17 protein-coding genes are annotated in these 25,501 nt (G+C 67.0%); 11 read left to right on the top strand and 6 right to left on the bottom strand.

Going from position 1 to position 25,501, the window contains the following annotated elements:
* Positions 1-69 precede the first annotated feature (69 nt).
* A complete protein-coding gene (locus tag SR858_RS11565) occupies positions 70-258 on the bottom strand; it encodes a hypothetical protein (RefSeq protein ID WP_040377580.1) in 189 nt (62 codons plus the stop codon).
* A gap of 134 nt (positions 259-392) precedes the next feature.
* Between SR858_RS11565 and SR858_RS11560 the strand changes: the two genes are divergently transcribed.
* A complete protein-coding gene (locus SR858_RS11560) occupies positions 393-977 on the top strand; it encodes an RNA polymerase sigma factor (RefSeq protein ID WP_040377579.1) in 585 nt (194 codons plus the stop codon).
* Entirely contained in the window at positions 970-2,148 is a 1,179-nt protein-coding gene (locus SR858_RS11555; protein ID WP_084669864.1) for a FecR family protein, read from the top strand. Before SR858_RS11560 ends, SR858_RS11555 begins: the two co-directional genes overlap by 8 nt.
* 105 nt (positions 2,149-2,253) lie before the next feature.
* On the opposite strand, the gene SR858_RS11550 is transcribed toward SR858_RS11555, so the two are convergent.
* Entirely contained in the window at positions 2,254-3,108 is an 855-nt protein-coding gene (locus SR858_RS11550; protein WP_154819804.1) for a hypothetical protein, read from the bottom strand.
* On the opposite strand from SR858_RS11550, the gene SR858_RS11545 reads away from it, so the two are divergent.
* A complete protein-coding gene (locus SR858_RS11545; protein WP_019920941.1) occupies positions 3,088-6,765 on the top strand; it encodes a TonB-dependent receptor in 3,678 nt (1,225 codons plus the stop codon). The two genes, SR858_RS11550 and SR858_RS11545, sit on opposite strands and share 21 nt — an antisense overlap.
* Positions 6,766-6,774: 9 nt before the next feature.
* On the opposite strand, the gene SR858_RS11540 is transcribed toward SR858_RS11545, so the two are convergent.
* Complete coding sequence (locus SR858_RS11540; RefSeq protein ID WP_154819803.1) at positions 6,775-10,749, bottom strand: TonB-dependent receptor; 3,975 nt, start codon at positions 10,747-10,749, stop codon at positions 6,775-6,777.
* 146 nt (positions 10,750-10,895) lie between these two features.
* Between SR858_RS11540 and SR858_RS11535 the strand changes: the two genes are divergently transcribed.
* Together SR858_RS11535 and SR858_RS11530 are read left to right on the top strand one after the other, a co-directional pair.
* Positions 10,896-12,743 (top strand): rhamnogalacturonan lyase, encoded by a 1,848-nt coding sequence (locus SR858_RS11535; RefSeq protein WP_019920939.1) that lies wholly within the window; start codon positions 10,896-10,898, stop codon positions 12,741-12,743.
* Positions 12,744-12,817: 74 nt separating this feature from the next.
* Positions 12,818-13,153 (top strand): hypothetical protein, encoded by a 336-nt coding sequence (locus SR858_RS11530; protein ID WP_157094825.1) that lies wholly within the window; start codon positions 12,818-12,820, stop codon positions 13,151-13,153.
* 10 nt (positions 13,154-13,163) lie between these two features.
* Here the strand turns inward: SR858_RS11530 and SR858_RS11525 are convergent, their stop codons facing one another.
* Positions 13,164-15,317 carry a hybrid sensor histidine kinase/response regulator gene (locus SR858_RS11525; protein ID WP_322534567.1) on the bottom strand — a complete coding sequence of 718 codons (2,154 nt, stop codon included), beginning with the start codon at positions 15,315-15,317 and terminating at the stop codon, positions 13,164-13,166.
* Between the two features lie 313 nt (positions 15,318-15,630).
* Between SR858_RS11525 and SR858_RS11520 the strand changes: the two genes are divergently transcribed.
* From SR858_RS11520 to SR858_RS11505, 4 genes are all read left to right on the top strand, one after another.
* Complete coding sequence (locus tag SR858_RS11520) at positions 15,631-16,158, top strand: sigma-70 family RNA polymerase sigma factor (RefSeq protein ID WP_040377577.1); 528 nt, start codon at positions 15,631-15,633, stop codon at positions 16,156-16,158.
* A gap of 3 nt (positions 16,159-16,161) precedes the next feature.
* Positions 16,162-17,148: a FecR domain-containing protein gene (locus tag SR858_RS11515; RefSeq protein ID WP_019920935.1), complete on the top strand. Its 987-nt coding sequence runs from the start codon at positions 16,162-16,164 to the stop codon at positions 17,146-17,148.
* 85 nt (positions 17,149-17,233) lie between these two features.
* Complete coding sequence (locus tag SR858_RS11510; protein WP_019920934.1) at positions 17,234-19,633, top strand: TonB-dependent siderophore receptor; 2,400 nt, start codon at positions 17,234-17,236, stop codon at positions 19,631-19,633.
* The gene (locus SR858_RS11505) at positions 19,633-21,126 is read left to right on the top strand and encodes a PepSY-associated TM helix domain-containing protein (RefSeq protein WP_019920933.1); all 1,494 of its coding nucleotides are present in this window, start codon (positions 19,633-19,635) and stop codon (positions 21,124-21,126) included. The genes SR858_RS11510 and SR858_RS11505 overlap by 1 nt, the downstream gene beginning before the upstream one ends.
* A gap of 91 nt (positions 21,127-21,217) precedes the next feature.
* Here the strand turns inward: SR858_RS11505 and SR858_RS11500 are convergent, their stop codons facing one another.
* The gene (locus tag SR858_RS11500) at positions 21,218-21,625 is read right to left on the bottom strand and encodes a hypothetical protein (protein ID WP_019920932.1); all 408 of its coding nucleotides are present in this window, start codon (positions 21,623-21,625) and stop codon (positions 21,218-21,220) included.
* Positions 21,626-21,913: 288 nt separating this feature from the next.
* Between SR858_RS11500 and SR858_RS11495 the strand changes: the two genes are divergently transcribed.
* Complete coding sequence (locus SR858_RS11495; RefSeq protein WP_322534566.1) at positions 21,914-23,104, top strand: ABC transporter substrate-binding protein; 1,191 nt, start codon at positions 21,914-21,916, stop codon at positions 23,102-23,104.
* 6 nt (positions 23,105-23,110) lie between these two features.
* Here the strand turns inward: SR858_RS11495 and SR858_RS11490 are convergent, their stop codons facing one another.
* Positions 23,111-24,016, bottom strand: a complete 906-nt coding sequence (locus SR858_RS11490; RefSeq protein ID WP_019920930.1) for a LysR family transcriptional regulator — start codon at positions 24,014-24,016, stop codon at positions 23,111-23,113.
* A 139-nt stretch (positions 24,017-24,155) separates the two neighbouring features.
* On the opposite strand from SR858_RS11490, the gene hmgA reads away from it, so the two are divergent.
* On the top strand, positions 24,156-25,457 hold the full coding sequence (hmgA, locus tag SR858_RS11485; protein WP_322534565.1) for a homogentisate 1,2-dioxygenase: 1,302 nt from the start codon (positions 24,156-24,158) through the stop codon (positions 25,455-25,457).
* Positions 25,458-25,501: the final 44 nt, after the last annotated feature.

Genomic DNA, 25,501 nt, shown 5'->3' with positions numbered 1-25,501 from the left:
ACCCCACTGTAGCCCCGCGCGTCGCCGCGCTTTGTGGGACAACTAACGCTGCCCCGTCCCTCACCTCAATTATTCGGCAGCCATGCCCGCCTTGACGTCGCGACAAGACACTTTGTTGCCTTTTTTGAGCTCGGCAGCCTCGATGCGCTCGCAGTCGGTGTAATCCGCCACCACCACGAACACGTAGCCGACGACGGACAGCGCCACGGCGGCCATGGCGCCGAGGATGAGAATCTTGGATAACTTCTGGGAGGACATGGTATTCATCTAAAGCAAAAAGGCGGATGTCGATGATACCACGCCCGGTCTGCCGGCAAAATCGGGCCATGCGCTAGAATTTCGGCGGAAATCCTGCGCCCGTTCGTCTGGTGCCATGGGGGAGACAAAAATATATGCAGTCAACAATAGATCAGGACCGGGTGGCCTGGGTGAGCGCCCATGTGATTCCGTTCGAGGCCGAGATGCGCGCGCGGTTGCGCCGCCTGTGCCGCAACCCGGCCGAGGCTGATGACCTCATGCAGGACATCTACTTCCGGCTATTGCAGGCGGAGTCGGTGGAGCACGTGCGCGAGCCGCGCGCGTTCGTGATGCAGATCGCCAAGAATCTGATCATCGACCGCGCCCGCCGGGATGCCGTGGTGCACATTGATCCGGCCGCCGCCATCGAGCATATCGCCGATGTCGATCCGTCGCCGGAACGGGTGGCCATGGCCAGGGCCGAGCTGAAGTGGGTGCTGGGGCTGATCGGCGAATTGCCCGACCGCTGCCGGCAAGTGTTCCGCGCGCGCCGGATTTACGGCATGTCGCAGAACGAGACCGCGCAGTGCCTAAGAGTAACGGAAAACGTGGTGGAGAAAGAAACCATGCGCGGCTTGAAACTGCTGTCGGACATGATTGCCCGGGTGGGCGTGGACCAGGCCGAACAATTGCAACAAACCAGACAAGGCGCTGCGGCGGACAAGAAACCATATGTCTAATATCGATCATCAAGCGCTGGAATGGCTGGCGCGCCAGGCCCGGGGACCGCTCGCGGCCGCCGAACAGGCCGCGCTCGACGCCTGGCTGGCAGCCAACCCGCGCCACCAGGGCGCCTGGCTGCGCGCGCACGCGCTCGACCATACACTCAGGCAGGCGCTGTTGCCCGAAGCGGTGAGGCCGGCTGCCTTCGCCTTCGATGGCGCCCATGCAATCGATGGTGGAGAGGCTGACGGCTTTGGCGCAGCGGATTCTGATCCCGCTCACACTGCCAACGAAGCAAAATTTGCCGATGCTTCCGGAGCTGGTGGCGATTCTGGTGCTACGACGCGCTGGCCAACCACATCATTGGCGCCTGGACCCGCACCCGTACCAGCAACGTCAACCGATCCTCGCCCCCGGAGCAATGCCCGTGTCGCCGCGCTGGCTGGCATGGCAATACTGGCCATGGCGGTTGGCATTGCCTTCCGGATGGCGGCCAGCGACGGGCTGCCCAAGCCGCCGCTGCAGGCAGCAGCGCCAACGCCGACACCGGTCCTGGTACTGGAAACCGCCCTCGGCGAATTACGCAAGGTGCCGCTGGCCGACCGCTCGCTGGCCAGTATCGACAGCGCCACCCGGCTCGAAGTGAGCATCGACGCGCGCCAGCGCCGCATCGGCCTGCTCAAGGGCCAAGCCTGGTTCCAGGTGGCCAAGGATGCCCAGCGGCCGTTCGTGGTGTCGGCCGGCGCAGTGAGCGTGACGGCGGTGGGAACGGCGTTTGCCGTGCAGCGCCAGCCCGGCGGCGCCGACGTGGTGGTGACCGAAGGCGTGGTCGAAGTCCGGCGCGGCGCCGACCACGCCCCAGTGCGGATCGCCGCCGGTCAACAGGCCTACGTTGCCGAACAGGGCGGCGCCATCGCCGTGCGCCGCCAGGCCGACGCGGCCACCCGCCAGCTGGCCTGGCGCGAAGGCATGATCGTGCTGCAAAACGACACGCTGGCGCGGGCCGTGGCCCAATTCAACCGCTACAACCGGCGCCAGCTGATAATTGCCGACCCGACCCTGCGCAGCAAGACCCTGGTGGGCAGGTACCGCGTGTACGAGGCGGAGCAGTTCGCCAACGACGTGCAGACGCTGCTCAAGGTGCCGGTGCGGGTGTCGGCAGAGCAGATCAGGATCGGTGGACGGTAGCCGTATCCTCCATGCCGGCCGCGGCCAGCCCGCCGGCATTCGGAGCCAGCCTGGGCGCAGGTCCCGCTGCGGTCGGCCCGGGCGGGTACTACCTGGTGTTACGGCTTACGCGTTGCCGACGGCAGCCACCACCGCGTCCATCACCACGACATCGTCGGCGGTCGCCATCACCACCAGATGCGGCCGCCTCTGTGAACGCGACTGCAGCTCCAGCGACAGTTGGCCGTCCGCGCGCAGCTCGAACAGCCACCGCCGCCCGCGCAGCTTGATCAGTACGCGCTGCCGCCCCGCCCCTTGGCCGACGGCAACCACGCCACGCGGCTGCCCGCCCGTGCTGTCGGCCCGGGCATATTCCAGCAAATAGTGCAGCACGCCGCCCAGCCCGGACAGCGCGAACACGGCGCCGAAACCCGCCACGTCCGGCCAGGGCATCAGCAGCCAGTGCGGACACGGGCATGCCAGGTTGGCGCTCGCATACGGCAGGTGGCACAGGTGGCAGCAGCGCTCGGCGTGAGCGCGGGCGTGGCGCTGCGCATCGGCGCTCTGGTGGCCGCAACGCTCCAGCGCCAGCATCGTCAACAGGTACGGCATGGCGCTGGCGGCGGGTGGACGGCCGCGTGGTGCGCTGTGCAGCATTGCGGGCACGGCGCCGCCGCCCGTCTCCATGGTCTCGATTGTCATTATTCTTCGCTCCAAAAAAAAAATGACGCGGACCAGCCGCGCCGAAATCCCGGGATCGGGAGGAGGAGATACGACGATAAGACGCGCCGGCGCGCCAAATCCGCCGCGCAAGCGAAAAAAAAGATAACCGTGCAAACGGTCACGCTGCTGACCGTTCATCGCGGTGGCGGCGGAATCCATACGGCTGACCGTCTTGATGGCGAGGCTGGGATGGAACCCACGCTCGCAGAGAGACATCAAAAATAATGGAGACCAATAATGCATGAGATCGATCAGCACCAGTGCCGGCACCAGCAGGGCCGCATCCGCATCAAGCGCCTGACCTACGCCGTATCGCTGGCCCTCGCTTCGCTGTCGCTGCTGGCCGCGCCGGGCGCCGCGGCGCAGGACACCGCTGCCCCGGCCCGCCCGGCCAGCCCAGCCCCGGCCGCCACCGACGACGAAGTCACCAAGGTCATCGTCAGCACCCGCCGCTCGCAGCAGTCGTCGATCGACCGCAAGAAAAATGCCGCCACGGCAGTCGATTCGGTGGTGGCCGAAGACGTCGGCTCCCTGCCCGACCGCAATATCGGCGAGGCGATCTCGCGCATGGCCGGCATCGCCATCGACCGTGGCGACTATGGCGAGGGCGTGAGCGTGGCCGTGCGCGGCAACGGTCCCGAGCTGACCCGGGTGGAACTGGACGGCATGGCCGTGCAATCGGCCGGCGGCAGCGACCTCAATGGCGGCGGCGACGGCCGCGGTTCGGAATTCCGCCAGCTGTCTGCCGACCTGATCAAGAGCGTGGACGTGATCAAGGGCCAGACCGCCGACATGACCGAAGGTTCGCTGGGCGGCGGCATCCGCATCGAAACCCGCAACGGACTGGACTTCAAGAAGCCGTTCGTGTCGGTGCGCACGTCGGGCACCCAGAGCAGCCTGAACAAAAAGTGGACGCCGGACGTCAACCTGATCCTGTCCGACAAATTCCTGGAAGGCCGGCTCGGGCTGCTGCTCAATACCTCGCTGCAAAGGCTCAACAACGAGTCGCACCAGTTCCAAACCTCGGGCAACGGCCGCCAGGGCTATGGCCGCTTTGTCGATATCGACAACTCGCCGGAAAAGACCTTCACGTTCCAGCCCTCGACGCTGGACCTGAGCAATCCGGCCGCCACCCTGCCGATCAACAGCTATTCGGCCAACAACCAGGTGATTTTCCGCGGCGCCACGCCGCTCGACCTCTTGACCAAGTCGGCTGCGGCGCAGACCAAGCAGGACTGTTACGGCGCATTCCCGGCGCTGGCCACGTCGTCGCCGGCGCTGGCCGCGCTCAGCGCCGCCAACCGCACCAACGCCGTCAACCAGCGCAGCGGCGAGCTGCTCACCTGCCTGAACCAGTGGAACGACTACACGCCGCAATTGCTGCGCTCGTTCGTCAAGCGCCAGATCGATGAGCGCAAGAATATCGACCTGCGCGCCGACTTCCAGATCGACCGCGATTTCACGGTGTACGCCAAGGGCGCCTACAGCAAGCGCACCGTCGATGACAACTTCCTCACGTATTCGCTGGGCCAGTTCGGCGCTAACGGCACCCAACAGAACGGTCTGCCTGCATACACCGATGCGAACGGCGTGCGCACCGCCGTGCCCGGATCGGGCTGGTACACGCTGCCGGGCAGTTACAGCGGTGCAAACGGTGTTGCGCCGGTCCAGGGCGCGGTGGTCAATTTCAACCCGGCCACCGCCGTGGTGGACAAGAACCACCACCTGACCAGTTTTACCACCACCAACAGCAGCGTGGGCACCGACCAGATCCGCAACCTGATGCAGACCAGCACGCGCTACCTGCAACTGGGCGGCAAGCTGCGCCGGGGTGGCCTGCTGTCAGAATTCCTGGTGGGCGACGCCCGCTCGGACTTCAACCGGTCCAACCTGCGCACCTCGCTCAGCTACGTGTATGGGCCCGAAACCCGCATCAGCGTCGGCCCCAACGGCACCTGGGGCTATGATTTCGCCACCCCGCCCGATCTGACCAATCCGGCCAACTACACGCAGCCAGTAGTGACCGCCGTACCGGTGCCGGGCGCGCCCATCGTCACGCGCGACCGCACCATCCTGTGGCAGGCGCCGCAAATCCGCGAAACCTTCGAGCGCACCGCCAAGGCAGACCTGACCTGGACGCTGCCGGAAGCGGTGCCGTTCTTCAGCCGCCTGAAAGGCGGCGCCAACCTGCGCCGCAACGGCAGCGACGGCTGGGGCGGCGGCGGCTACACGGTATCGCCGGCCGTGGGCACCGCCGGCACGCCGGGCTATATCCCCGCCGTGACCATGCCCAGCACCGAGGTGCGCGGCACCATCCGCGGTTGCCAGGATACGCCGGCCTCGCTGGGGACGGCCAGCGCCTGCCAGTTCGGCCTGCAGCCGGGTACCGCGCCGTCGCTGTCGAGCACGTACGTGATGACGATGCCGGACTTCCAGAACTACCTGTCGCAAATCCTCAGCGCGCGCGCCACCGACACCAAGCTGTTCAACGGCGCCAGCGGCCGGCCCGACAACGTGGTCGATAACTGGCAGCAGATCGACGTGCTGAAACTGGTCAACCTGCTGGGCCTGCCCAACTACGACTACAACTGTACCAAGCGCTGCACCGCCAGCGACGGCAAAGTGTACGAGCAGCCGGTCACCCGCATCCGCGAGGAAACCAAGTCGGCCTATTTGATGGCCGACTTCGCCTTCGACAAGATTCCGTTTACCGACCGCGCCCTGCCCTTCGGCTGGGAGCTCGACGGCAATGTCGGCTACCGCTATGTGAAGCGCAAGGTGAGCGGCACCGGCCAGATGACGTTCCGCACCATCCTGAAAACCGCCGACTACCAGCCGTCCAATCCCGATGCGGCGGGCGGCACGGTCACCAGCGGCATTACTCGCAACACCACGCTCAACGCCTCCAACCACATCTTCCTGCCCAGCTACAACCTGGCGCTGTGGGTGATCCCGGACAAGGCGGTGGTGCGCTACAGCGCGGCGAAAAGCGTGGCCCTGCCGCCGGCCTCGCGCCTGGTTGCCGCCGGCACCTGCACGTATGACGAACGCCGGCTCGACAACAGCGCCGAGGACGACGAGGAAAACATGGCCTGCACCACGGTGGGCAACCCCGACCTGCGCGGCCAGAGCAACTTCAACCAGAACCTGAGCGTGGAGTGGTACCCGAACCGCGACACCATGTTCACTGCCGCCACCTACCGCCAGGAAGGCCGCATCGGTCCCAACGAAACGGTGGGCGTGTTCGACGTGCCGGTGTTTGCCGGCACCTCGGAGGTCAATCCGGCCACCGGCAAGCCGCTGTCGGACCTGCTGTTCAACTACAACACGTACCGCAACGGCCCCGTCTCCACCCGCAAGGGATACGAGTTCAGCATGAAGACGGCATTTACGTCGTTGCCGTGGCACCTGCGCTACACCGGCTTCGACGCCAATTTCACGCGCCAGAAGTCGGCCATCGTGCGGCCTTACCTCGATCCGCTGACCGGCAACGCGCTGCCGCCGGCCGGCGCTTCGCGCTACTCGTTCAACTACACGCTGTGGTATGACGACGGCAAGTTCCAGGCGCGGGTGGCAGTGCAGACCGTGAGCGAGCAGTTCCGCTGCATCGCGCCGTGCGGCGACAGCGGCACCGGCTTGAACACCTACCCGATGTATAACTTCAGCAACAGCAGCAGCCTGGCGTGGAACCCCGGCTCGCCGAACTGGCGCGACCGCCGCAGCTTTATAGACGGCAAGCTGTCGTACCGCTTCAGCCCGGGCGTGGAGGTCTTCATCGAGGGTCGCAACCTGGGCAACAACACCCAGACCGACAGCATCGGCTCGGCGCCGTACGCGGACGGCACGCCCAACCTGCAGAACTATGCGTATGCGGGGCGGCGCATTACGGTGGGGGTCAACTTCAGCAACAAGTAACAATGTGAGCTAGTACTTGAGGTTGATGCCTGCCATGTACTGGGCGCCGTAGTACGCACGGTCGAGCAGGTTCGGGGTGCCGTCCGCCAGGGGCTGCACCGCGGTTTGCGAATTGCTTACCGTGCGCCGGCCCAGGTTGCGGCCTTCGACAAACACTTCCAGGCCCGGGTGCAGGCGGTACGACACCTTGGCGTCGATAAAACGGCTGGCGTCGCGGAAGGTGGCCGAGCCCGGGTTGAGCGGCAACGAGGTGGTGCCGGTGATGCCCACGGCCGGATAGTTGTTGGCCAGCGTGGCCGGGCCGCGGAAATAGCCGGCCGCGCTCTGCCACGCCACCCGCGCACGCCAGCGGCCGTCGTCGTACCATAGCGAGGTATTCCAGGTGTAGCGCATCTCGCCCGCCGGCGCCAGCGCAACCCCGGTGACCAGGTCGCGGAAGGCGCCATCGACGCTGCTTGACCGCTGGCGCGCGTAGTTGGCGTCGATACCGGTGTGACGCAGCAGCCAGGACAGGCCGGTGAACGCGGTTTTTACGGCCACTTCCACGCCGTGGCGGGTAATCGCCGGTCCGTTGACATAGGTGGCAAACGCATAGCGTGCATCGCCGAGGTCGGCGCCGCTGGCGGGGTCCTGCACGCCGGCGCCGGCGAACGGCAGCGCGCCGGCCACCGCCACCCGCATCGGCGCGCCCACCCGGCCGCGCTGGCGAAACGCCGCCAGCGACAGCACCGTATCGCGGTTCGGGTACCACTCGGCGGCCAGGTTGTCGTTACGGTTGGTCAATGGGCGCAGGCCGGGGTTGCCCATGGTGCCGCTGCATTGCAGGTCAGTTGCGGTCCCGATCCCGGTGCCGGTTCCGGTGCCGGTTCCGGCAGCGCTGGTGCAGGTCACGCCGTTGCTGTACAGGTATTCCACCGGCGGCCGGGCAATGGCCTTGGCGCGGCCAAAACGCAGCACCAGGTCTGGCGCCACCCACCAGGCCAGGTTGAGCATGGGCATGACGTCAGTAACGCGGTTCTTCAACGCAGTATTGCGCGTGACGGCACTGGTGGCGCCGGCGCCAACCGACTGCAAGGTCATCAGGCCGGTGGCGGCCACGCCAGTACGCACCACGCGCCAGCCCAGGTTGCCGTCCAGGGTGCCGCCCAGCGGCATATCGTCAACCGCGAAATCGGCGCTGACATAGGCCGCGTCGATGCGTTCGCGCACGCCGGTGCGCGGCTGCTCGTACACGCGGCCATCGCTGCCGCGACAGGTGCGCACGCAATCGAGGTTGAAGTTCTGCACGCCGCTGGCGGCGATCACGCGGCGCACATCGATTTCGCTCCAGCCCGTCAGCAGCGCGGCCGGCCGGTCGGGCAGGCTGTTGAAGAACCCCACCGGGTTGGCCAGCAGCGCCTGGCCCACGATGTCGCGGTACGTTGCCTGCGGCATGACGATCAGGCTGCTGAGCACGTTCCCGGGCGTACTGCTGAAGGTGGTGCCATAGCGGCACGGCGTACCGCCGGGCGCCAGCGACGCGGGCGTGTTTTCGCACGCCTGGAAACTGCTGTTGAGCGCAGCGCGCGGCACCACCACGGCCGGTTCGTCCCCTGCGGCCGAGCGCACCGTGTAACCCTGGCCATTCCACACCGAGGTGCGATAGTCGCGCCGGCTGGCGCCGAATTTGACCCGTGACAGCCAGGGCACCCACGCGGCGGTGGCGTAGCGCATGTCGAGCCGGGCCGTGGCCTCGCGCCGCGCCATCAGGCGCGGGTTGGCCTGGGTCAGCTGGGTGGCTGTGGAGATCGCCGGCAGGCCGGGGGCGGAGGACTGCACCGCGCCGTAGCGGTTGGGGTCCAGCTGCATGGCGGCCACGTCCGCCGGCAACGCCGCCAGCCACCAGCCGTCCGGGTCCAGCGCGACCCGGGTGGGGCCGCCGGCAAAGGCGAGATTGGTGCGCCATTGCAGGCGCGCCGTCTCGGCCTTGACCAGGCCCGCCAGGAAATCGGCCTGGAAGCGGCCCGAGCGCCAGGCGCCGCCGGCCTCGTTGTAGCGCGAACGGCTCTCGATGCGGTCGTAGATCTGGTCGTTATTGATGCTGGGGTTGCTCAAGGTGTAGGCGGTGACGTGGTGGCTGGCGTCCACCGCCACCGAACCGTGCACGATATTGGCCACCGTGCCGTCCGTCAAGCCCAGCCACCGGCCATCGGCAACGCCGCCATTGGCGGGCGTGGCATACCAGTAGCTGCCGCTGCCGGAACCCGGTACGCGGATGACGCCATCGCTGGCGGGCGTATCGGTGTAGCGGCCGGCGCCATTGATATTGATGCCGCCGGCCGAGAAGAACAGCTGGTCGTCGTCGATGTGGCGCGTGGTGCGGGTGACCCGGGCGTACACCGACAACGCCTGGCTGACCTTGAAGTCGAGCCGGATATCGCCCGACCAGCGCCGCTCGTGCTGGCGCCGCACCTGGTAGCGCAGGTTTTGCGGCGTGTAGTCGTTCCACTGGTTCAGGCAGCTGAGCAGTTCGTTGCCGCGCTGGTTCTGCGCGCCTGCCCGGGCGCTGGCCGAGCCGAACATCGCCAGCTCGGTGGCGGTATAGGCGGGAAAGGCGGCGCGGCAGTCATCCTTGCTGGCAGCGTTGGCGGCGCGGGTGACGATTTCCAGAGGACTGAGCGAATCGACCGTGCCGCCACCGGCGCGCGCCCAGCGCTGCAACGGCGCGGTGGCTGCCGGATCGGTGGTGGAAACGGTGGCGGGCTGGAAGCTGAAGGTTTTCTCCGGCGACTGGTCGAAGTCGATCAGCCGGCTCATGCCGAGGTCGCGGTTCGACACCGACATTGTGTGATTTTCGTTACGCGCGCGGGCGCCGCCGAGGTTGACGATCACGCCCAGGCGCTGGTCGAGGAACTTGTCCGCAAATACAAAATTCACGTTGGGCGTGGTCTTGCCGTTGATCGAGTTTTGCTGGCCGGCCAGGCGCAGCGACACGTGGCGGCGCTCGAAATCGAGGCCGTTGCGGGTGCGGATCACGATGCTGCCGCCCAGCGAGCCTTCGGTCATGTCGGCGGTGGCGCCCTTGACCATGTCGATACTCTTGATCAGGTCGGTGGAGAGCTCGCGCAAATCGACACCCCGCCCGCCGCCGCCGCCGTTGAGGTCGGAGCCGCCGCCGGTCTGCACGCCGACGCCGTCGATTTCCACCCGGGTGTAGCCGGCCTGGCTGCCGCGCACGTTGACAGTGGTGCCTTCGCCATAGTCACCGCGCTCGAGCGTGACGCCGGCGATGCGCGAAATGGCCTCGGCGGCGTTACGGTCGGGGAAAGTGCCGACATCTTCGGCCACCACCGCATCGAGCGCGGTGGCGGCGTGCTTCTTGCGGTCGATCGACGTTTGCTGGGCGGCGCGCACGCCGGCCACTTCCACGATCACCGGTGCGGGTTCGGATGCGGTTGACGGTTGGTGGCTGGCCGGACGCTCGATCAGCAGGCTGCCGCCCTGGCTGCGCACGACCAGGCCGGTACCGGCCAGCAGCGCCGCCAGTGCCTGAGGCGCCTGGCTAGGGCGGTAGGCGCCCAGCAACGCTGGCGTGGACACGCCGGCCAGGTCGTCACCACTGGCCAGTACCCGCACGCCAAGCTGGCGCGCCAGTTCTGGCACGGCAATTGCGGCGGCGCCGGCGGCGACGTTGATACTGACGGCGGCGTTGGCGCTGACTTTGGCACCTGCATTAGCGCTGGCGCTGGCATTAGCGTTGGCGTTCGTTCTCGCGTTGGCGTTGGCGTTGGCGTTGGCGTTCACGGCAGAGGTTACGCCGGCACCGGCATTGCCATCAAGCGGGTGCTGTGGCCCGACCTCGGCCACGGCGGTTGGCGCGGCCAGTGCCGCCAGCACCGGCAGCACGGAAGCGACGCTCCACGCCAGGGAAACCGCCATCGTCAAGCCGCGCCTTTTCATTTCCGCAATGTAACGCAACCCCCAGCCGGTCACAACGGTTTTCATGGTTGCGCTACCGAAAACAACAACATTGCTCGACAAGTTGACTATTACGCTGCTGCCGGGTTTGCGGCGGTGACTTGCATTTTTACTGAGGTAACGTAGGCAGGCCCGCGCGACGGGCCCATAACCATAGCCAATGGAGACAACCCATGAATTTACGCATCGCCTCAGCGGTATCCATCCTGATCGCCACGCTTGCGGCCGGCACGGCCACGGCAGCGAACAAGCAGATCGAACGACTCAATCGCGGCGCCGTGGCCGTTACGTCGGGCAACGGCGTGTTCGTCAGCTGGCGCCAGCTGTCCACCGACGCCGCTGGCACCACCTTTAATGTCTATCGCGACGGCATCAAGATCACTGCCACGCCGTTGAACGCGCTCAATTACAGCGACAGCGCCGGCAACGCCGGCAACCAGTACGCGGTGCGTGCGGTAGTGGGCGGCGTGGAACAGGCCAGCTCGCAGTTCAGCGCCGGCGCCACCTGGAGCCAGCCCTACAAATCGATCCCGGTGCAGGCGCCGGCCGGCGGCACCACACCCGACGGCGTGGCCTACACGTATGAGCTCAACGACGGCGCGCCCGCCGACCTCGATGGCGACGGCACGTATGAAATCGTCGTCAAGTGGCAGCCGACCAATGCCAAGGACAATTCGCAGTCCGGCTACACCGGCAACACCTACCTGGACGCGTATAAACTCGACGGCACCCTGCTGTGGCGCATCAACCTGGGCAAGAACATCCGCGCCGGCGCCCACTACACCACCTTCCTGGCCTACGATTTCGACGGCGACGGCAAGGCCGAGGTGATGGCGAAAACGGCCGACGGCACCGTCGATGGCCAGGGCACGACCATCGGTTCGGCCACCGCCGACTACCGCTCCAGCGCCGGCTACATCCTGACCGGGCCGGAATTCCTCACCGTGTTCAACGGCCAGACCGGCGCTGCCATGAAAACCGTCAACTACCTGCCGGCGCGCGGCACGGTGTCGAGCTGGGGCGACAATTACGGCAACCGGGTGGACCGTTTCCTCGGCGGCGCGGCCAACCTCGACGGCGCCCGCCCGAGCGCGGTGTTTTCGCGCGGCTACTACACGCGCGCCGTGATCGCAGCGTGGGACTGGCGCAACGGCAACCTGACCAGCCGCTGGGTGTTTGATACCGACGTGGCCGGCAGCGCGGCGCGCGGCCAGGGTGCGCACTGGTTCGCCACTGGCGACGCCGATGGCGACGGCAAGGACGACATCGTGTATGGCGCGGCCACCATCGGCAGCAACGGCCAGCTGCTGTACACCACCGGCCTCGGTCACGGCGACGCCCTGCACTTCGGCAAATTCGACCCGAACCGCAGCGGCCAGCAAATCTACATGGTCCACGAAAGCCCGAGCAGCTATGGCGCCAGCGGTTCCGGCCTGCACGACGCCGCCACCGGCGCGCTGATCTGGGGCGCCAGCGGCTCGAATACCGACGTCGGTCGCGGCGTGTGCTTCGACATCGACCCGAATCACGCCGGCGCCGAATGCTGGGCCAGCCGGGGCGGCCTGCGCACGGTCACCGGCACCCAGTTGAGCACCAGCGCGCCCAGTTCGATGAACTTCGGCGTCTGGTGGGACGGCGATCTGCTGCGCGAACCGCTGGGCAGCACCATCGTGCAGAAGTGGAATCCGGCCACGTCCAGCATGAACAACCTGCTCGACCTGGGCGCCTATGGCGGCGCCACCAACAACGGCACCAAGGCCACGCCGGTGCTGACCGCCGACCTGTTCGGCGACTGGCGCGAGGAAATCGTGGTGCGCAACAGCAGCAATACCGCGCTGCTGGTGTTCAGCACCACGATTCCGACCGCTACCCGCATCACCACGCTGATGCACAACCCGCAGTACCGCAGCCAGGTGGCGGGCCAGAACGCCGGCTACAACCAGCCGCCGAACCCGAGCTTCTACCTGGGCCATGGCGCCACCTCGTTCCCGCAGGAACCGGTGCAGGTGACGGCGCAGTAAGCGTTTGATACGGCGCGTGTTTTGCAGGCTCGAGGTTGCTTGACGATCGCAAGCCTGCGTTCTACGATGGCTGGATGGACATCGAACATCGCGTGGTCAACCTGGAGGAATTTGCTGCCGTTACCGGCGAACGGCTGGCGCGGATCGAGGCGCGCCTTGAAGATATGGCCACCAAGGCCGACCTGGCGGAGTTGCGGGCCGAAGTCCACCGCAGCGCCAACGAAACCATCCGCTGGATCGTCGGCATGGGCATCGGCCTCGGCGTGGCCGGTATCACCATCATCACCTTCGTGCTCAACAACGCCACACCGAAAGTACCGCCGGCACCTGGTGCACCAATCACCATCTACACCCAACCCGCACCAGCCACGGCGCAAGCACCGGGATCGGCCGCGCCACGGCAACCGTAGGTCTGCTCTGCTACACGGTCGCTGTCGCCAACTGCAAATCCTCGAGCGACGCCGGCTTGGTCAGGTGCAGGTCGAAACTGGCCGCATACGCGCGTTCCACGTCTTCTTTCTGGCCGTAACCGGTCAGCGCCACCAGCCGCACCGCCCTGCCGCCGGCTTCGGCCCGAATCGCCCCGGCCAGCGCGTAGCCATCCATGTCGGGCAGGCCGATATCGAGGATGGCCACCTGCGGCATGTGCTCGCGCACGGCCGCCAGCGCTGCCGCACCGCTGTGGGCCGTGCGCACCGTGTGGCCCATCAGGGTCAGCAGTTCGGCGCCGGCGTTGGCCGCATCGACGTTATCGTCCACCAGCAGCACGTGCAGTGCCGCCTGCGCCGCACCGGCGCCGCCCGGCGCCACGGCTTCGGGCGCCGCCGCCAGCGGCAACACCACCTCGAAGCGGCTGCCCTCGCCCAGGCCGGCGCTGCTGGCCGTGACCTGGCCGCCGTGCAGTTCCACGATCTTGCGCACGATCGCCAGGCCGAGGCCGAGGCCGCCGGTGCGGCGCGCCAGCGATTGCGGCGCCTGCTGGAACGGTTCGAACACGCGGGCCAGCAGCTCGGTATTCATGCCGATGCCGTCGTCGCTGACCACCAGCCGGGCAACACCCTCGGCCGCGTCGGCGGTCAGGGTGACGTGCGTGGCGGTGCTGCCGAAGCGCGCGGCGTTCGACAGCAGGTTGTTCAGTACCTGGGTCAGGCGGCTGTCGTCGCCCTGCACCCACACCGCCTGCGGCAGGCTGGACGACACCGGCTGGTCGGCCACAGCCGCCACCGCGTGCCGCACCACGTCGGTCAGGTTGAGCGGACGGACCTCGATTTGCAGCTTGCCGGAGATGATGCGCGAGACGTCGAGCAGGTCGTCCACCAGGCGCCGCAGATGGTTGACCTGGCGCCGCATCACGCCGCGTTCGCGCCGGCTGGCCGTGTCGTTGCGCAGGTCGAGCAAATCGAGCGAGGTGACGATGGGACTCAAGGGATTGCGCAGCTCGTGGCCCAGCACGGCCAGGAATTCATCCTTGGCGCGCCCGGCCTGGCGCGCATCGGCCAGCGCCGCCTGGTGGCTGGTGAGAGCCTGGTTGAGCGAATCGAGCAGCAGCTTGCGCTCATGCTCGCGGGTATTGCGCTGGGCGTCGGCCAGCGCCAACGCGCGACTGATCTGTTCGACCTCGGTAATCGACGAAGGCGACGGCGTGAGCGCAGCGCCCGACCCGAGCGCAGCGGCGTTCTGCTGCAAGGCGCGGATGGTATCGACCAGCCGCGCCGCCAGCAGCGACGCCAGCACCATGGCCACCAGCAGCGACACGGCGATGCCGGCGCCGTACATGCCCAATCCCTGCATCGAGGCGGTGGTCAGTTGCTCGGCGGGGCGGCCGACGACCGCGAGCCAGTTAAAGTGCGACAAGGTGGTATAGGCGGTGACCATGTCGCGGCCCTCGGTGGTGCGGGCGGAGCCCACGCCTTCGGCGCCGTGCTGCGCCATCAGTTCGATCAGGGAATCGCTGGGCGGACCGCCCACGCTGCCATCCTGGTTGCGCGAGCGCGCCACCACCGCCTGGCTGCTGTCGCGGATCGCCGTCACGGCGCCGCCCAGCGCCTGCTGGCGGTCGAGCAGGCGCACCATGCGGTCGGGCCGGATCACGGCAGTCAATATATACAGTTTGCCGGACGCGGTGATCACCGGCACCCGCACCGGAAACGCCGGCTGGCCGCGCTGGCCGCGGGCGATGCGGCCCACCACCGGCTGACGCGTGGTAAGCGCTTCGCGCAGGCTGTCGGGATCGGCGACGGGCGCCGGCGGCGCGCCGTAATCGGCCATGGTACGCAACAGCGGTTTGCCGGCCTGGTCGCTCAGGATCACCCCCAGCCATTCCGGCTGCGCCTTGACCAGGATGCTGGCCACGCCGTGAAAGGCGCGCAGGTCGCCATCCTGCAATTCCGGCGCCCGGCCCAGCCCGGTGAGGATGGCCACCGCGCTGTCGAGCTCGGCATCAGCGGCGCTGGACAAGGCCCGCGCCAGGTCCAGCATCAGGCGTTTTTGTTCACGCTGCTGGTATTCGCTGGCGCTGTGGATGCTCCACGCCCCCAGCAGCGCCAGCGGCAGCAGTCCGATCGCGGTGAGCATGATCAACAGGTGCCGCAGGGGCCAGGTACGCCGGGAACGAGGAAGCATGGAATCAGGGAGCACAAGGATCGAAAGTCGGTGCAGCAGTTTAACTTAAGATAACTGTTGTTGCACCCCTGCTTCGAGTCGCCCCCTCGTGCTCGTCGCCTCGGCGCGCAGCGGCGTCGCCCGGCAGTAACCCAGTGCGGGCATGGATGCTCGCGCGGATCGATGGCAGCGAACTGATCGGCGGGCAGTCGCCACCCCGCAAAGCTTGTGGCGCCGCCACGAATGAATCTATAATGAGAATTATTCTCAACCATGGTGACGACGCATGACGGCATCTTCTCCCGGGCAGCCACAATTGCATACGCTGTACGCCGAGCACCACGACTGGTTGCAGGCGTGGCTGCGCAACAGGCTCGGGTGCCTGTTTACCGCGCAAGACCTGGCGCAGGACACGTTCTTGCGCCTGGTCGTGCGGCCGCGCGAACTCGATGCCGGGCAACATCCACGCGCCTATCTCACCACCATTGCCCAGGGCCTGGTGGTGGACCACTGGCGCCGCGCCGAAATCGAACGGGTGTGGATGGCGGCCATGCTGGAACGTCCCGAAGCCACGCAGCCGTCGGCCGAGCACCAGGCCATCGTCGTGGAAACGCTGATCGAGGTCGATCGCATCCTGGCCAGCCTGGCCGACAAACCGCGCCAGGCCTTCCTGCTGGCGCAATTGCACGAGCTGACCTACGCCGAGATCGGCACGCAGCTGGGCGTGTCCGAGCGCATGGTCAAAAAATACATGGCGCAGGCGATGCTGCACTGCCTGTCGGCGGGCGCCGCCTTCCGCGCCGCGCTGGCCTGATCGATGGCCATGCAACGCCACGAGCAGGAGATACCGTACGCCACGCTGGAACAGGCCGCCGAATGGTTTGCCGTGTTCCGTTCCGGCCGCGTCGAAGACGACGAGCGCCGGCGCTGGCAGGACTGGCTGGCGGCCGATGCCGGCCATCGCCAGGCCTGGGCCCGGGTGGAAGCGATCAGCGACGGCGTTGCCATCGCCCGCGAAGCGCCGCAAGCGGCCAGCGCCGCCCTGCATGCGGCCAGCCAGGTGCGCCAGCGCCGCAAACTGCTCAAGGCGATGGCGCTGGCAGCGGTAACGGTGGGCGCGGGCTGGCAGGTGGCGCGCCAGGACAGCGTGCAAACGCTGGTAGCCGGCCTGGGCGCCGCCCACCGCACCGGCACCGGTGAAAGCCGCCAGGTGGTGCTGGCCGACGGCACCCGGCTGTGGCTCGATACCGATACCGTGCTCGACGAGCGATACGACGACAGCCAGCGCCTGCTGGTGCTGCACCGGGGGGTGATCCTGGTAGAAACCCATGCCGATACCACGCATCCGGCGCGCCCCTTCATCGTGCACAGCCGCCAGGGCGCCATGCGCGCACTGGGCACGCGTTTCGCAGTGCGCCAGTACCACGGCAATACCGAGCTGGGCGTGAGCCAGGGCCGGGTCGAGATCACCCCGTTCGACGCGCCGGCGCGGGTGATCGCTGCCGGCGAACAAACCCGTTTTACCCGGCACGCCATCGCCGCCGCCGACGCGCTGGAACCGGCACGCCAGGCCTGGACCCAGGGCATGCTGATCGCCGAGGACATGCCGCTGGCGCAGTTCCTGGCGGAGCTGTCGCGCTACCGGCCCGGTCACCTGGGCTGCGACCCGGCGATCGCCGGCTTGCGCGTGGTGGGCGCCTTCCCGCTGCGCGATACCGGCCAGGCGCTGGCCATGCTGGAAGCGGCGCTGCCGGTGCGGGTGAAATTCACGCTGCCGTGGTGGGTGACGGTCGCCCCTGCATAAATATTTTCAGAAATTCGGTTCCCTTTTTGCCGCGTGGTTCGGAAAGCTCTGTGAAGACCGATATCCTCCTTTTCCGAAAGCACGCATGACTTATTTCGCTCCCCGTCCCCTGCTCGGCCTGCTGGCCGCCACCACCGCCACCCTGGCCTGCGCTGCCGATGCGGTTCCGCGCACCTACAACATTCCCGCCGGCCCGCTGAACGCCGTGATCGCCCGCTTCTCGGTGGAATCGGGCGTGTACGTGGCGGCCGACGGCGCCCTCACCGGCGACAAGACCAGCCCTGGCGTGCAAGCAACGCTGGCGCCGCACGACGCGTTGACCCGCCTGCTGGCCGGCAGCGGCCTGGAAGCAGTACCGCAAGGCGCCGGCCGCTATATCGTGCGCCAGGGCGCGGCGCCGCAGGCGGCCATTCGTACCGGCGTGCCGGCAGCCGCACCGTTGCCATCGCTGCCGGCCGTGACCGTCAGCGGCGAGCGCGAAACCGCTCTCGGCCACGTGGACGGCTACGTGGCCCGCCGCAGCGCCACCGCCACCAAGACCGACAGCCGCCTGATCGACAATCCGCAATCGGTATCGGTGGTGACGGCCGACGAACTGGCCGACCGCAAGGTGGAAACGCTGGACGAGGCGCTGCGCTACACCGCCGGCGTGACGCCGAACATGAAGCCATGGGCGGTCGATGAATTTTCGATGTTGCGCGGCTTCGAGCTGGGCACGGCCGGCATCTTTCGCGACGGCCTGCTGACCTCGGGCCGCGCCTACGCCGCACCGATCGAACCATATGGCCTGGAACGCCTGGAAGTACTGCGCGGCCCGGCCTCGGTGCTGTACGGCCAGTCGCCGCCGGGCGGCATGATCAACGCCGTGTCCAAGCAGCCGTCGGCCAGCGCGATGCGCGAGATGGGCATCGAATACGGCACCTACGACCGCAAGCAGGTCAAGGCCGACCTGGGCGGCGCCATCGACGATCAGGGCGCCTGGCTCTGGCGCGTGACCATGCTGGCGCGCGAAGCGGGCACCCGCCTCGACCTCGACCGCGACGACCGCGTGTTCTTCGCCCCGGCACTGACCTGGCAGCCGGACGCCAACACGCGCCTGACCTTGCTGGGCCAGTACCAGAAAGACGACCAGGCTTATGCCTGGCCCAACCAGCTGCAAAATCCGGGGCCACGCGGCCAGGCCGCGCCCAGCGTCAACCTGGGCGGGCGCGACAACCGCTGGAAGCGCGAGAATGTCGCACTCGGCTACGAATTCGAGCATCGCTTCAACGACATCTGGAGCGTGCAGCAGAATGTGCGCTACACCAAGCTGGATCGCCACGAAACCAACGTCTTCCCGCGCGTGCTGCAAGCCAACGGCACCATGACGCGCCTGTTCTACCCGCGCAGCTCGCACTGGCGCGGCCTGCAGGCCGATACGCGCGCGCAGGCAGCCTTCCGCACCGGCGCCCTCGCGCATAATGTGCTCGTCGGGGTCGATTACGCCGACAACAAGACCGTCGACCGCTTCCCGTACGCGATCTCGCCCATGCCGGCCATGGACCTGTACAACCCGGTCTATGGCGACCGCCAGGCGCCGGTGGCCTCAGCCAACCCGCGCAACGAACGCTACCCGCTCAAGCAGGTCGGCCTGTATGTGCAGGACCAGGTGAAATGGGACCAGTGGGTGGTGACGGCCGGCCTGCGCCGCGACCGCGCCGACAACTCGAACACCCGGGAACTGCCACGGGCAGGCACGGCCAGCCAGACCTACGACCAGTCGGCCAGCAAGACCACCGGCCGCGTGGGCGCGGTGTACCTGATGCCGTCGGGCTGGGCGCCGTACGTCAGCTGGTCAACCTCGTTCTCGCCCGAGATCGGCCGCGACATCAACAACAATCTGCTCAAGCCTTCGACCGGCCGCCAGCTGGAAGCAGGCCTGCGCTACCAGCCGGACCAGGGCAATGTCAGCTACACGGCGTCGGTGTTCAACCTGGTGCGCAAGAACGTTACCACCGCCGCCGCGCAAGACCCGGATGCGCTGGTGCAAAGCGGCGAAGTGCGCTCGCGCGGGCTGGAACTGGAAGCGCGCGCCGACCTGGCGCGCAACCTGAGCGTGGTGGCACAGTACACCTACCTGGATACCGACATCACCGAGAGCAACAACGGCGACCGCGGCCTGCCGCAGCAAGGCGCGGTCAAGCACAGCGCCTCGGTATGGACGCGGTACCAGCACAAGCTGAACGATACCTGGCTGGCCAATGCCGGCCTGGGCCTGCGCTACTACGGCAAGGCGCGCTCGTCGCTCGACTACGGCAACGTCAATCTGACCAATCCGTCGTTCGGCATGCTGGACCTGGCGTTCGGGCTCGAGAAAAAGTCATGGCGCTATGCGCTCAACTTCAACAATGTGCTCGACAAGCAGGTACTGCTCGATTGCGACGGCACCTTCTGCTACCGCAGCGCCGAGCGTACCGTCAACGTGAGCGCCAGCTACCGCTTCTGATGGAAACCAGGGCGCCCGGCCTGCGCCAGCACATGGCCGGCCTGCACGCGTGGGCCGGCGTGCTGGCCGGCTGGCTGCTGTACGCGATTTTCGTTACCGGCGGCATCAGCTACTTCCGCGAAGAGCTGACCCAGTGGCTGCGGCCGGAACTGCCGGCGCGCCCAACCGTGCTCGACCAGGCGGCGGCAGCGCAGCGCGCGCTGGCCACGCTGTCGCAACTGGCGGCCGGCGCCGACCGCTGGCAGATCGACCTGCCCGGCCCGCGCCACAACGTGATCGACGCCTCGTGGGAAAGCGGTGACCACCGTAAACGGGCGCTGCTGTCCGCGGCCGACGGCGCCGTGCTCCATCCACGCGCAACGCACGGCGGCGAATTCTTTTATTACTTCCATTTTTCCCTGCACTACCTGCCCGGCACGCTCGGGCGCTGGATCGTCGGCCTGTGCGCGATGATGGCGCTGGTGGTGCTGATCAGCGGCGTGATCGTGCACCGGCGCATCTTCAGCGATTTTTTCACCTTCCGCCCCGGCAAGGGCCAGCGCTCGTGGCTTGACGCCCACAACATCAGCTCGGTGCTGGGCTTGCCGTTTTACCTGATGATCGTGTATACCGGTCTGGTGACGCTGATGCTGACCTATATGCCGTGGGGCGCGGTGGCGGCATTCGGCCAGCAGCAGGCGCGGCCGGCGATGGCGCAGGCGATGCAGGCGCGATTCGAAACGCCGAAACGCACTGGCGTGATGGTGCCGCCCGCTCCCCTTGCACCATTGATGGCGCAGGCCACTGCGCGCTGGGGCGACGGCAGCATCGGCCGCGTGATCATGACTCATCCCGGCGATGCGGCGTCGCGCGTGGCGATCGTGCGCGGCGATGGCGGCCGGATCTCGGTCGCGCCGGCGTATGTGCTGTTCGATGGCGCGAGCGGCGCCTTGCTCGACGAGCGCGCACACAGCGGGCCGGCGCTCACCGCCTGGGGCGCGGCCTACGGCTTGCACCTGGGGCGTTATGCCGATCCGGCGTTGCGCTGGCTGTACTTCGGCAGCAGCATGCTGGGGGCGGCGATGGTAGCGACCGGGCTGGTGCTGTGGACGGTCAAGCGGCGCAGCAAGGCCACGACTTCACTGGCATGGCTGCGCTTTACGCAGGCCGGCAATGCGGCATGCGTGGCGGGGTTACCGGTGGCAGTGGCCGTTTTCCTGTTAAGCAATAGGCTGTTGCCGCTCGGGTTGGCCAACCGCGAGCAGTGGGAGGTGCACGGTTTTTTCCTGTGCTGGGGCGCCACAGCCGTGTATTCGGGGTGGCGCGGCGGCGCGGCGGCCTGGCGCGGGCTATGGTGGCTGGGGGCAATGCTGTGGGTGGCGCTGCCTTTGCTTGATGCGAGTCTGCCTGGCCTGCCTTCGAGCGCACTGTTTGTCAGCTTCGACACCGCGTTTGTCGCGGTTGGATTGCTGTGCTTGCAACTGGGATGGCGCACTGGCGCTACAACGCGGTAGCGCCTGTATCGGTGCAGTCGCGATCAGCTCCCGCTCCCCGCCGGAATGGCCTTCCGGCAAGAAACAGCTGAGAAGCAGCCGAGAAACAGCATTAGTGGCACCTGGCACCGAATGCGCCGTGGCGTGGCGCCATGTTCATCACATGTGCGCCGGTTTTGCCAGACACATTCCAGCCGCCCTCGCGCTCGAAATCGTCGAGCTGAGCGTCCAGCGGTCCCGGTGGCGCGTCGCCGGCGTGCAGCCAGTGGTGCAAGATACTGAAATACATCTTGCCGATCAGGCGGTCGTCGTGCGCGGCCATCGGACCGACCATGCCGGCGCCGGCCTGGAACGGTGCAAACCGCAGCCGCACGGCGCTGTCGTCATGGTTGCCGCCATTGGCCGACAGGTGTACCTCGCCGCCGGTATCGATCCACAATACGTGCGCGCCAGCAAGGTCATCCGCTTCGGCAATCAGGCGGCGCAGTTCGCCGATGGTGGTTGGTGTGGTCAGGTTCATGTCGGTACTCCTTGTAGATGATCTCTCACATGCAGGGAGATTGTGCGCCTGCCCGAGGCCGGTTTGCGTAGGACGGACGCGTAGTGGCAAGTAGGATTGGGGCAAGCAGCCATGTCGTCCATTGCCATCAGACGTCCACATACATTTAAAACTTGCACAATTAAAATGGCTCTGAGACAGTATCAGCGTATCCTGCCAACTGCGTCCAAACCGGTCACTGCAATGACATCGATGCCCAGCATATTCATGCGTCCGCGCCGCCGACATGCCAGGGGATGGTTATGGGCCGTGTTTTTGGTGCTCTGCCCGCCATGCGCCGCTGAGCAACTGGTGATCGACTATGTCATTTCCAACAGTCCCCAGCGCAGCGCCTGGCTCACCATCATCGACCAGTTTGCCACCGCCAATCCCGACATCGAAGTCATCAACAACGGCTTCCCGCAAGAGCAGTACAAGCGCGATTTCAGCGCCCGGCTCAGGGAGGGCCATGCTGACCTGGCATTCTGGTACGCGGGCGAGCGCCTGCGCGACGCCGCCGGCCACAAGCTGCTGGTGCCGCTCGACGCCGGCATGCTGGCGCTCCTGGCAAGCAAAAAGTTTTTGCCCGGCACGCTCGATGGCACCCGCATCGAAGGCCAGGTGTACGGCTTTCCGCTGTATTACTACGTGTGGGGTTTTATTTACCGCAAGTCGCTGTTCCGGCAACTATGCCTGCAAGCGCCAGCCACCTGGGACGAATTCCTGCAAGTGTGCGCGCGCCTGCAAGCGGCGGGCGTGACGCCGCTGGGCCTGGGCGCACGCAGCGCCTGGCCGGCTGCCGCCTGGTTCGACTACCTGAACCTGCGCCTGAACGGCGCGGCGTTTCATCGCAAGCTGCTGCGCGGCGACATCGCCTTTACCGATGCCCGGGTCAGGCAGGTATTCGATACCTGGGGCGCCCTGCTGCGCCGCGATTACTTCTTTGCCCCTACCATCGACCAGGAGCATGAACGGGTGCTGCCCTATATGTACCGCAACCGCGTGGGCATGATGGTGGCCGGCAGTTTCATCGCGGCCCGCTTTCCCAACGTCATCGCGCCCGACATGGGATTCTTCCCGTTCCCCGTGATGCGCCCCGTCCAGCCAGTCTACGAGGAAGCGCCGCTCGATGTGCTGGTACTGCCGGCGCGCGGCCGCCATCCCAAGGCGCGCAACCGCTTCCTGGCGTTCCTGGCCGAAGGCGACGCACTGCGCCGCATCGCCGAGGCAGACCAGACCCTGGCGCCGCAGGCAGGAGCCACGTCACCGGCCGTGCTGCTGGGCGCGGCCACGGCCGCCGCCTGGCGCCGGGCGGCCGGCCACACCTATTTCTTCGACCGCGACGCCAGGGCCGGCCTGGTGGCGCCTACCTACGACAACCTGCGCCGCTTCCTCGAGCCGCCCCACGATACCGATCAGGCCGTGCGGCGGATCGAGGCGGCGCGCGAGAAACTACGCTAACCGGGACTATTCCGCAAACGTCTGCGCCACCAGGTTGCGCAACCACTGGTTGCCCGCATCCTGGCTGTAGCGCCGGTGCCAGAACAGCCGGGTCTGCAAGGTTGGCAGCGCCAGCGGCGGCCGCACGTACGCGAGCTGAAATGGCGCGGCGGCGCGCTGCGCCAGCTTTTCCGGCACCGTCACCACCAGGTCGGTACTGCCCACGATATAGGGCACGGCCGTAAAGTGCGGCACCTGGAACGTGGCGGCCGCGCGCACGCCGGCCTCTTCCAGCAGCATGTTGATGCGGTCGTACGGGCTTTCGGACGACGCCACCACCAGGTGCTCGGCTGCCAGGAAGCGTTTGAGCGTGGGCGTGCCACGGGCCAGCGCGTGGTCCTGGCGGAACATGGTCACGTATTCCTGCTCGAACAGCCGCCGCTGGTACAGCGATGCCGACACGTCATCGAAAGCGCCGATGGCCAGGTCCACCCTGCCCGCCTCCATCTCGGTCTTGAGGTCGATGGCGCCGGCGCGCACGGTGCTGACCTGGACCTGGGGCGCGCGCCGGCGCAACAGGTCGATCAGCACCGGCATGAAATACACCTCGCCCACGTCGGTCATGGCCAGGCGGAAGTGGCGCGCGCTGGTGGCGGCGTCGAACGCCTGCGGCGGGTTGACCGCATCGGTAATGCTGGCCAGGGCGCCAGCCACCGGATCGGCCAGTTGCCCGGCAAACGGCGTCGGCTGCATGCCCTGCGCGGTGCGCACGAACAGCTCGTCGTCGAACGTGCGCCGCAACCGCGCCAGCGCATTGCTGACCGCCGATTGCGTCAGGTGCAGGCGCCTGGCAGCCAGGGAAATCTGCCGCTCGCGGTACACCTCGTGGAAGACCACCAGCAAGTTGAGGTCGATATTGCGGATGTCGATCATGTCAGGTTCCGGGAAAATGAAGTTCCGGCCACAGGCTACCATTATTTACATTGTAAATAGTCTGTATTCATTCATTTACCTCGTAAAACCCTGTTCGAAGTTTTACAGTGATGGCAAAAACATGACCACGGAGACCGCCATGACTGCCACTTACCAATCCGGCTTCGGCAACGAACTCGCCACCGAAGCCCTGCCCGGCGCGCTGCCTGCGCACCGCAACTCGCCGCAGAATGCCGCCTACGGGCTGTACGCCGAACAGGTGTCGGGCACCGCTTTCACGGCGCCGCGCAGCCACAACCGGCGCTCGTGGCTGTACCGCATCCGCCCGGCCGCCATGCACCAGCCGTTCCAGCGCCGCGACAACGGCCGCATCGTGGCCGACTTCGGCCTCGTCGAGACGCCGCCGAACCAGTTGCGCTGGGATCCGCTGCCGATGCCGGAGCAGCCCAACGACTTCATCGACGGCTGGGTGACGATGGCGGGCAATGGTTCGCCCGCGTCGCAATCGGGCTGCGCAATCCACCTGTACGCCGCCAACCGCGATATGGCTGGCCGCTATTTCTACTCGGCCGACGGCGAACTGCTGATCGTCCCGCAGGAAGGCCGGCTGCTGCTGCGCACCGAGCTGGGCGTGCTTGAGATCGCGCCGCAGGAGATTGCCGTAATCCCGCGCGGCGTCCGCTTCCAGGTGCTGCTGCCGGATGGCGCGGCGCGCGGCTATGTTTGCGAGAATTTCGGCGCCCTGCTGCGCCTGCCCGACTTGGGACCGATCGGTTCGAACGGCCTGGCCAATCCGCGCGACTTCCTGACGCCGTGCGCGCACTACGAGGATATGGAAGGCGACTTCGAGCTGGTGGCCAAGTTCTGCGGCAACCTCTGGCGCGCCGCCATCGGCCATTCGCCGCTCGACGTGGTGGCCTGGCACGGCAACTACGCGCCGTATAAATACGACCTGCGCCACTTCAACACCATCGGCTCGATCAGCCACGACCATCCCGATCCGTCGATTTTCCTGGTGCTGCAGTCGCCAAGCGACACGCCCGGCGTTGACAACCTCGACTTCGTGATCTTCCCGCCGCGCTGGCTGGTGGCCGAGGACACGTTCCGTCCGCCCTGGTTCCACCGCAACGTGGCCAGCGAGTTCATGGGCCTGATCCACGGCCAGTACGACGCCAAGTCCACCGGTTTTCGTCCCGGCGGCGCCAGCCTGCACAACTGCATGAGCGGCCACGGCCCGGACGCGCCGACGTTCGAAAAAGCCAGCGCCAGCGACACCAGCGTGCCGCACAAGGTCGATGACACCATGGCCTTCATGTTCGAGACCCGCCACGTGATCCATCCCACCGCCCAGGCGCTGGCGTCGCCCCAGCTGCAACCCGACTACGCGCAATGCTGGATGGGCATGCGCAAGCGCTTCGATCCAGTGCGCGCCAACTTATAACGCTTCCGCATACACCAGCCGCGCCGACACTTTCAGTTCGACCA

Origin of the sequence: Duganella zoogloeoides (assembly GCF_034479515.1) — a bacterium.
GTDB lineage: Bacteria > Pseudomonadota > Gammaproteobacteria > Burkholderiales > Burkholderiaceae_D > Rugamonas > Rugamonas zoogloeoides.
Note: the sequence above shows the minus strand (reverse complement) of the source record. Positions and strands in the feature narration are given on the sequence as shown.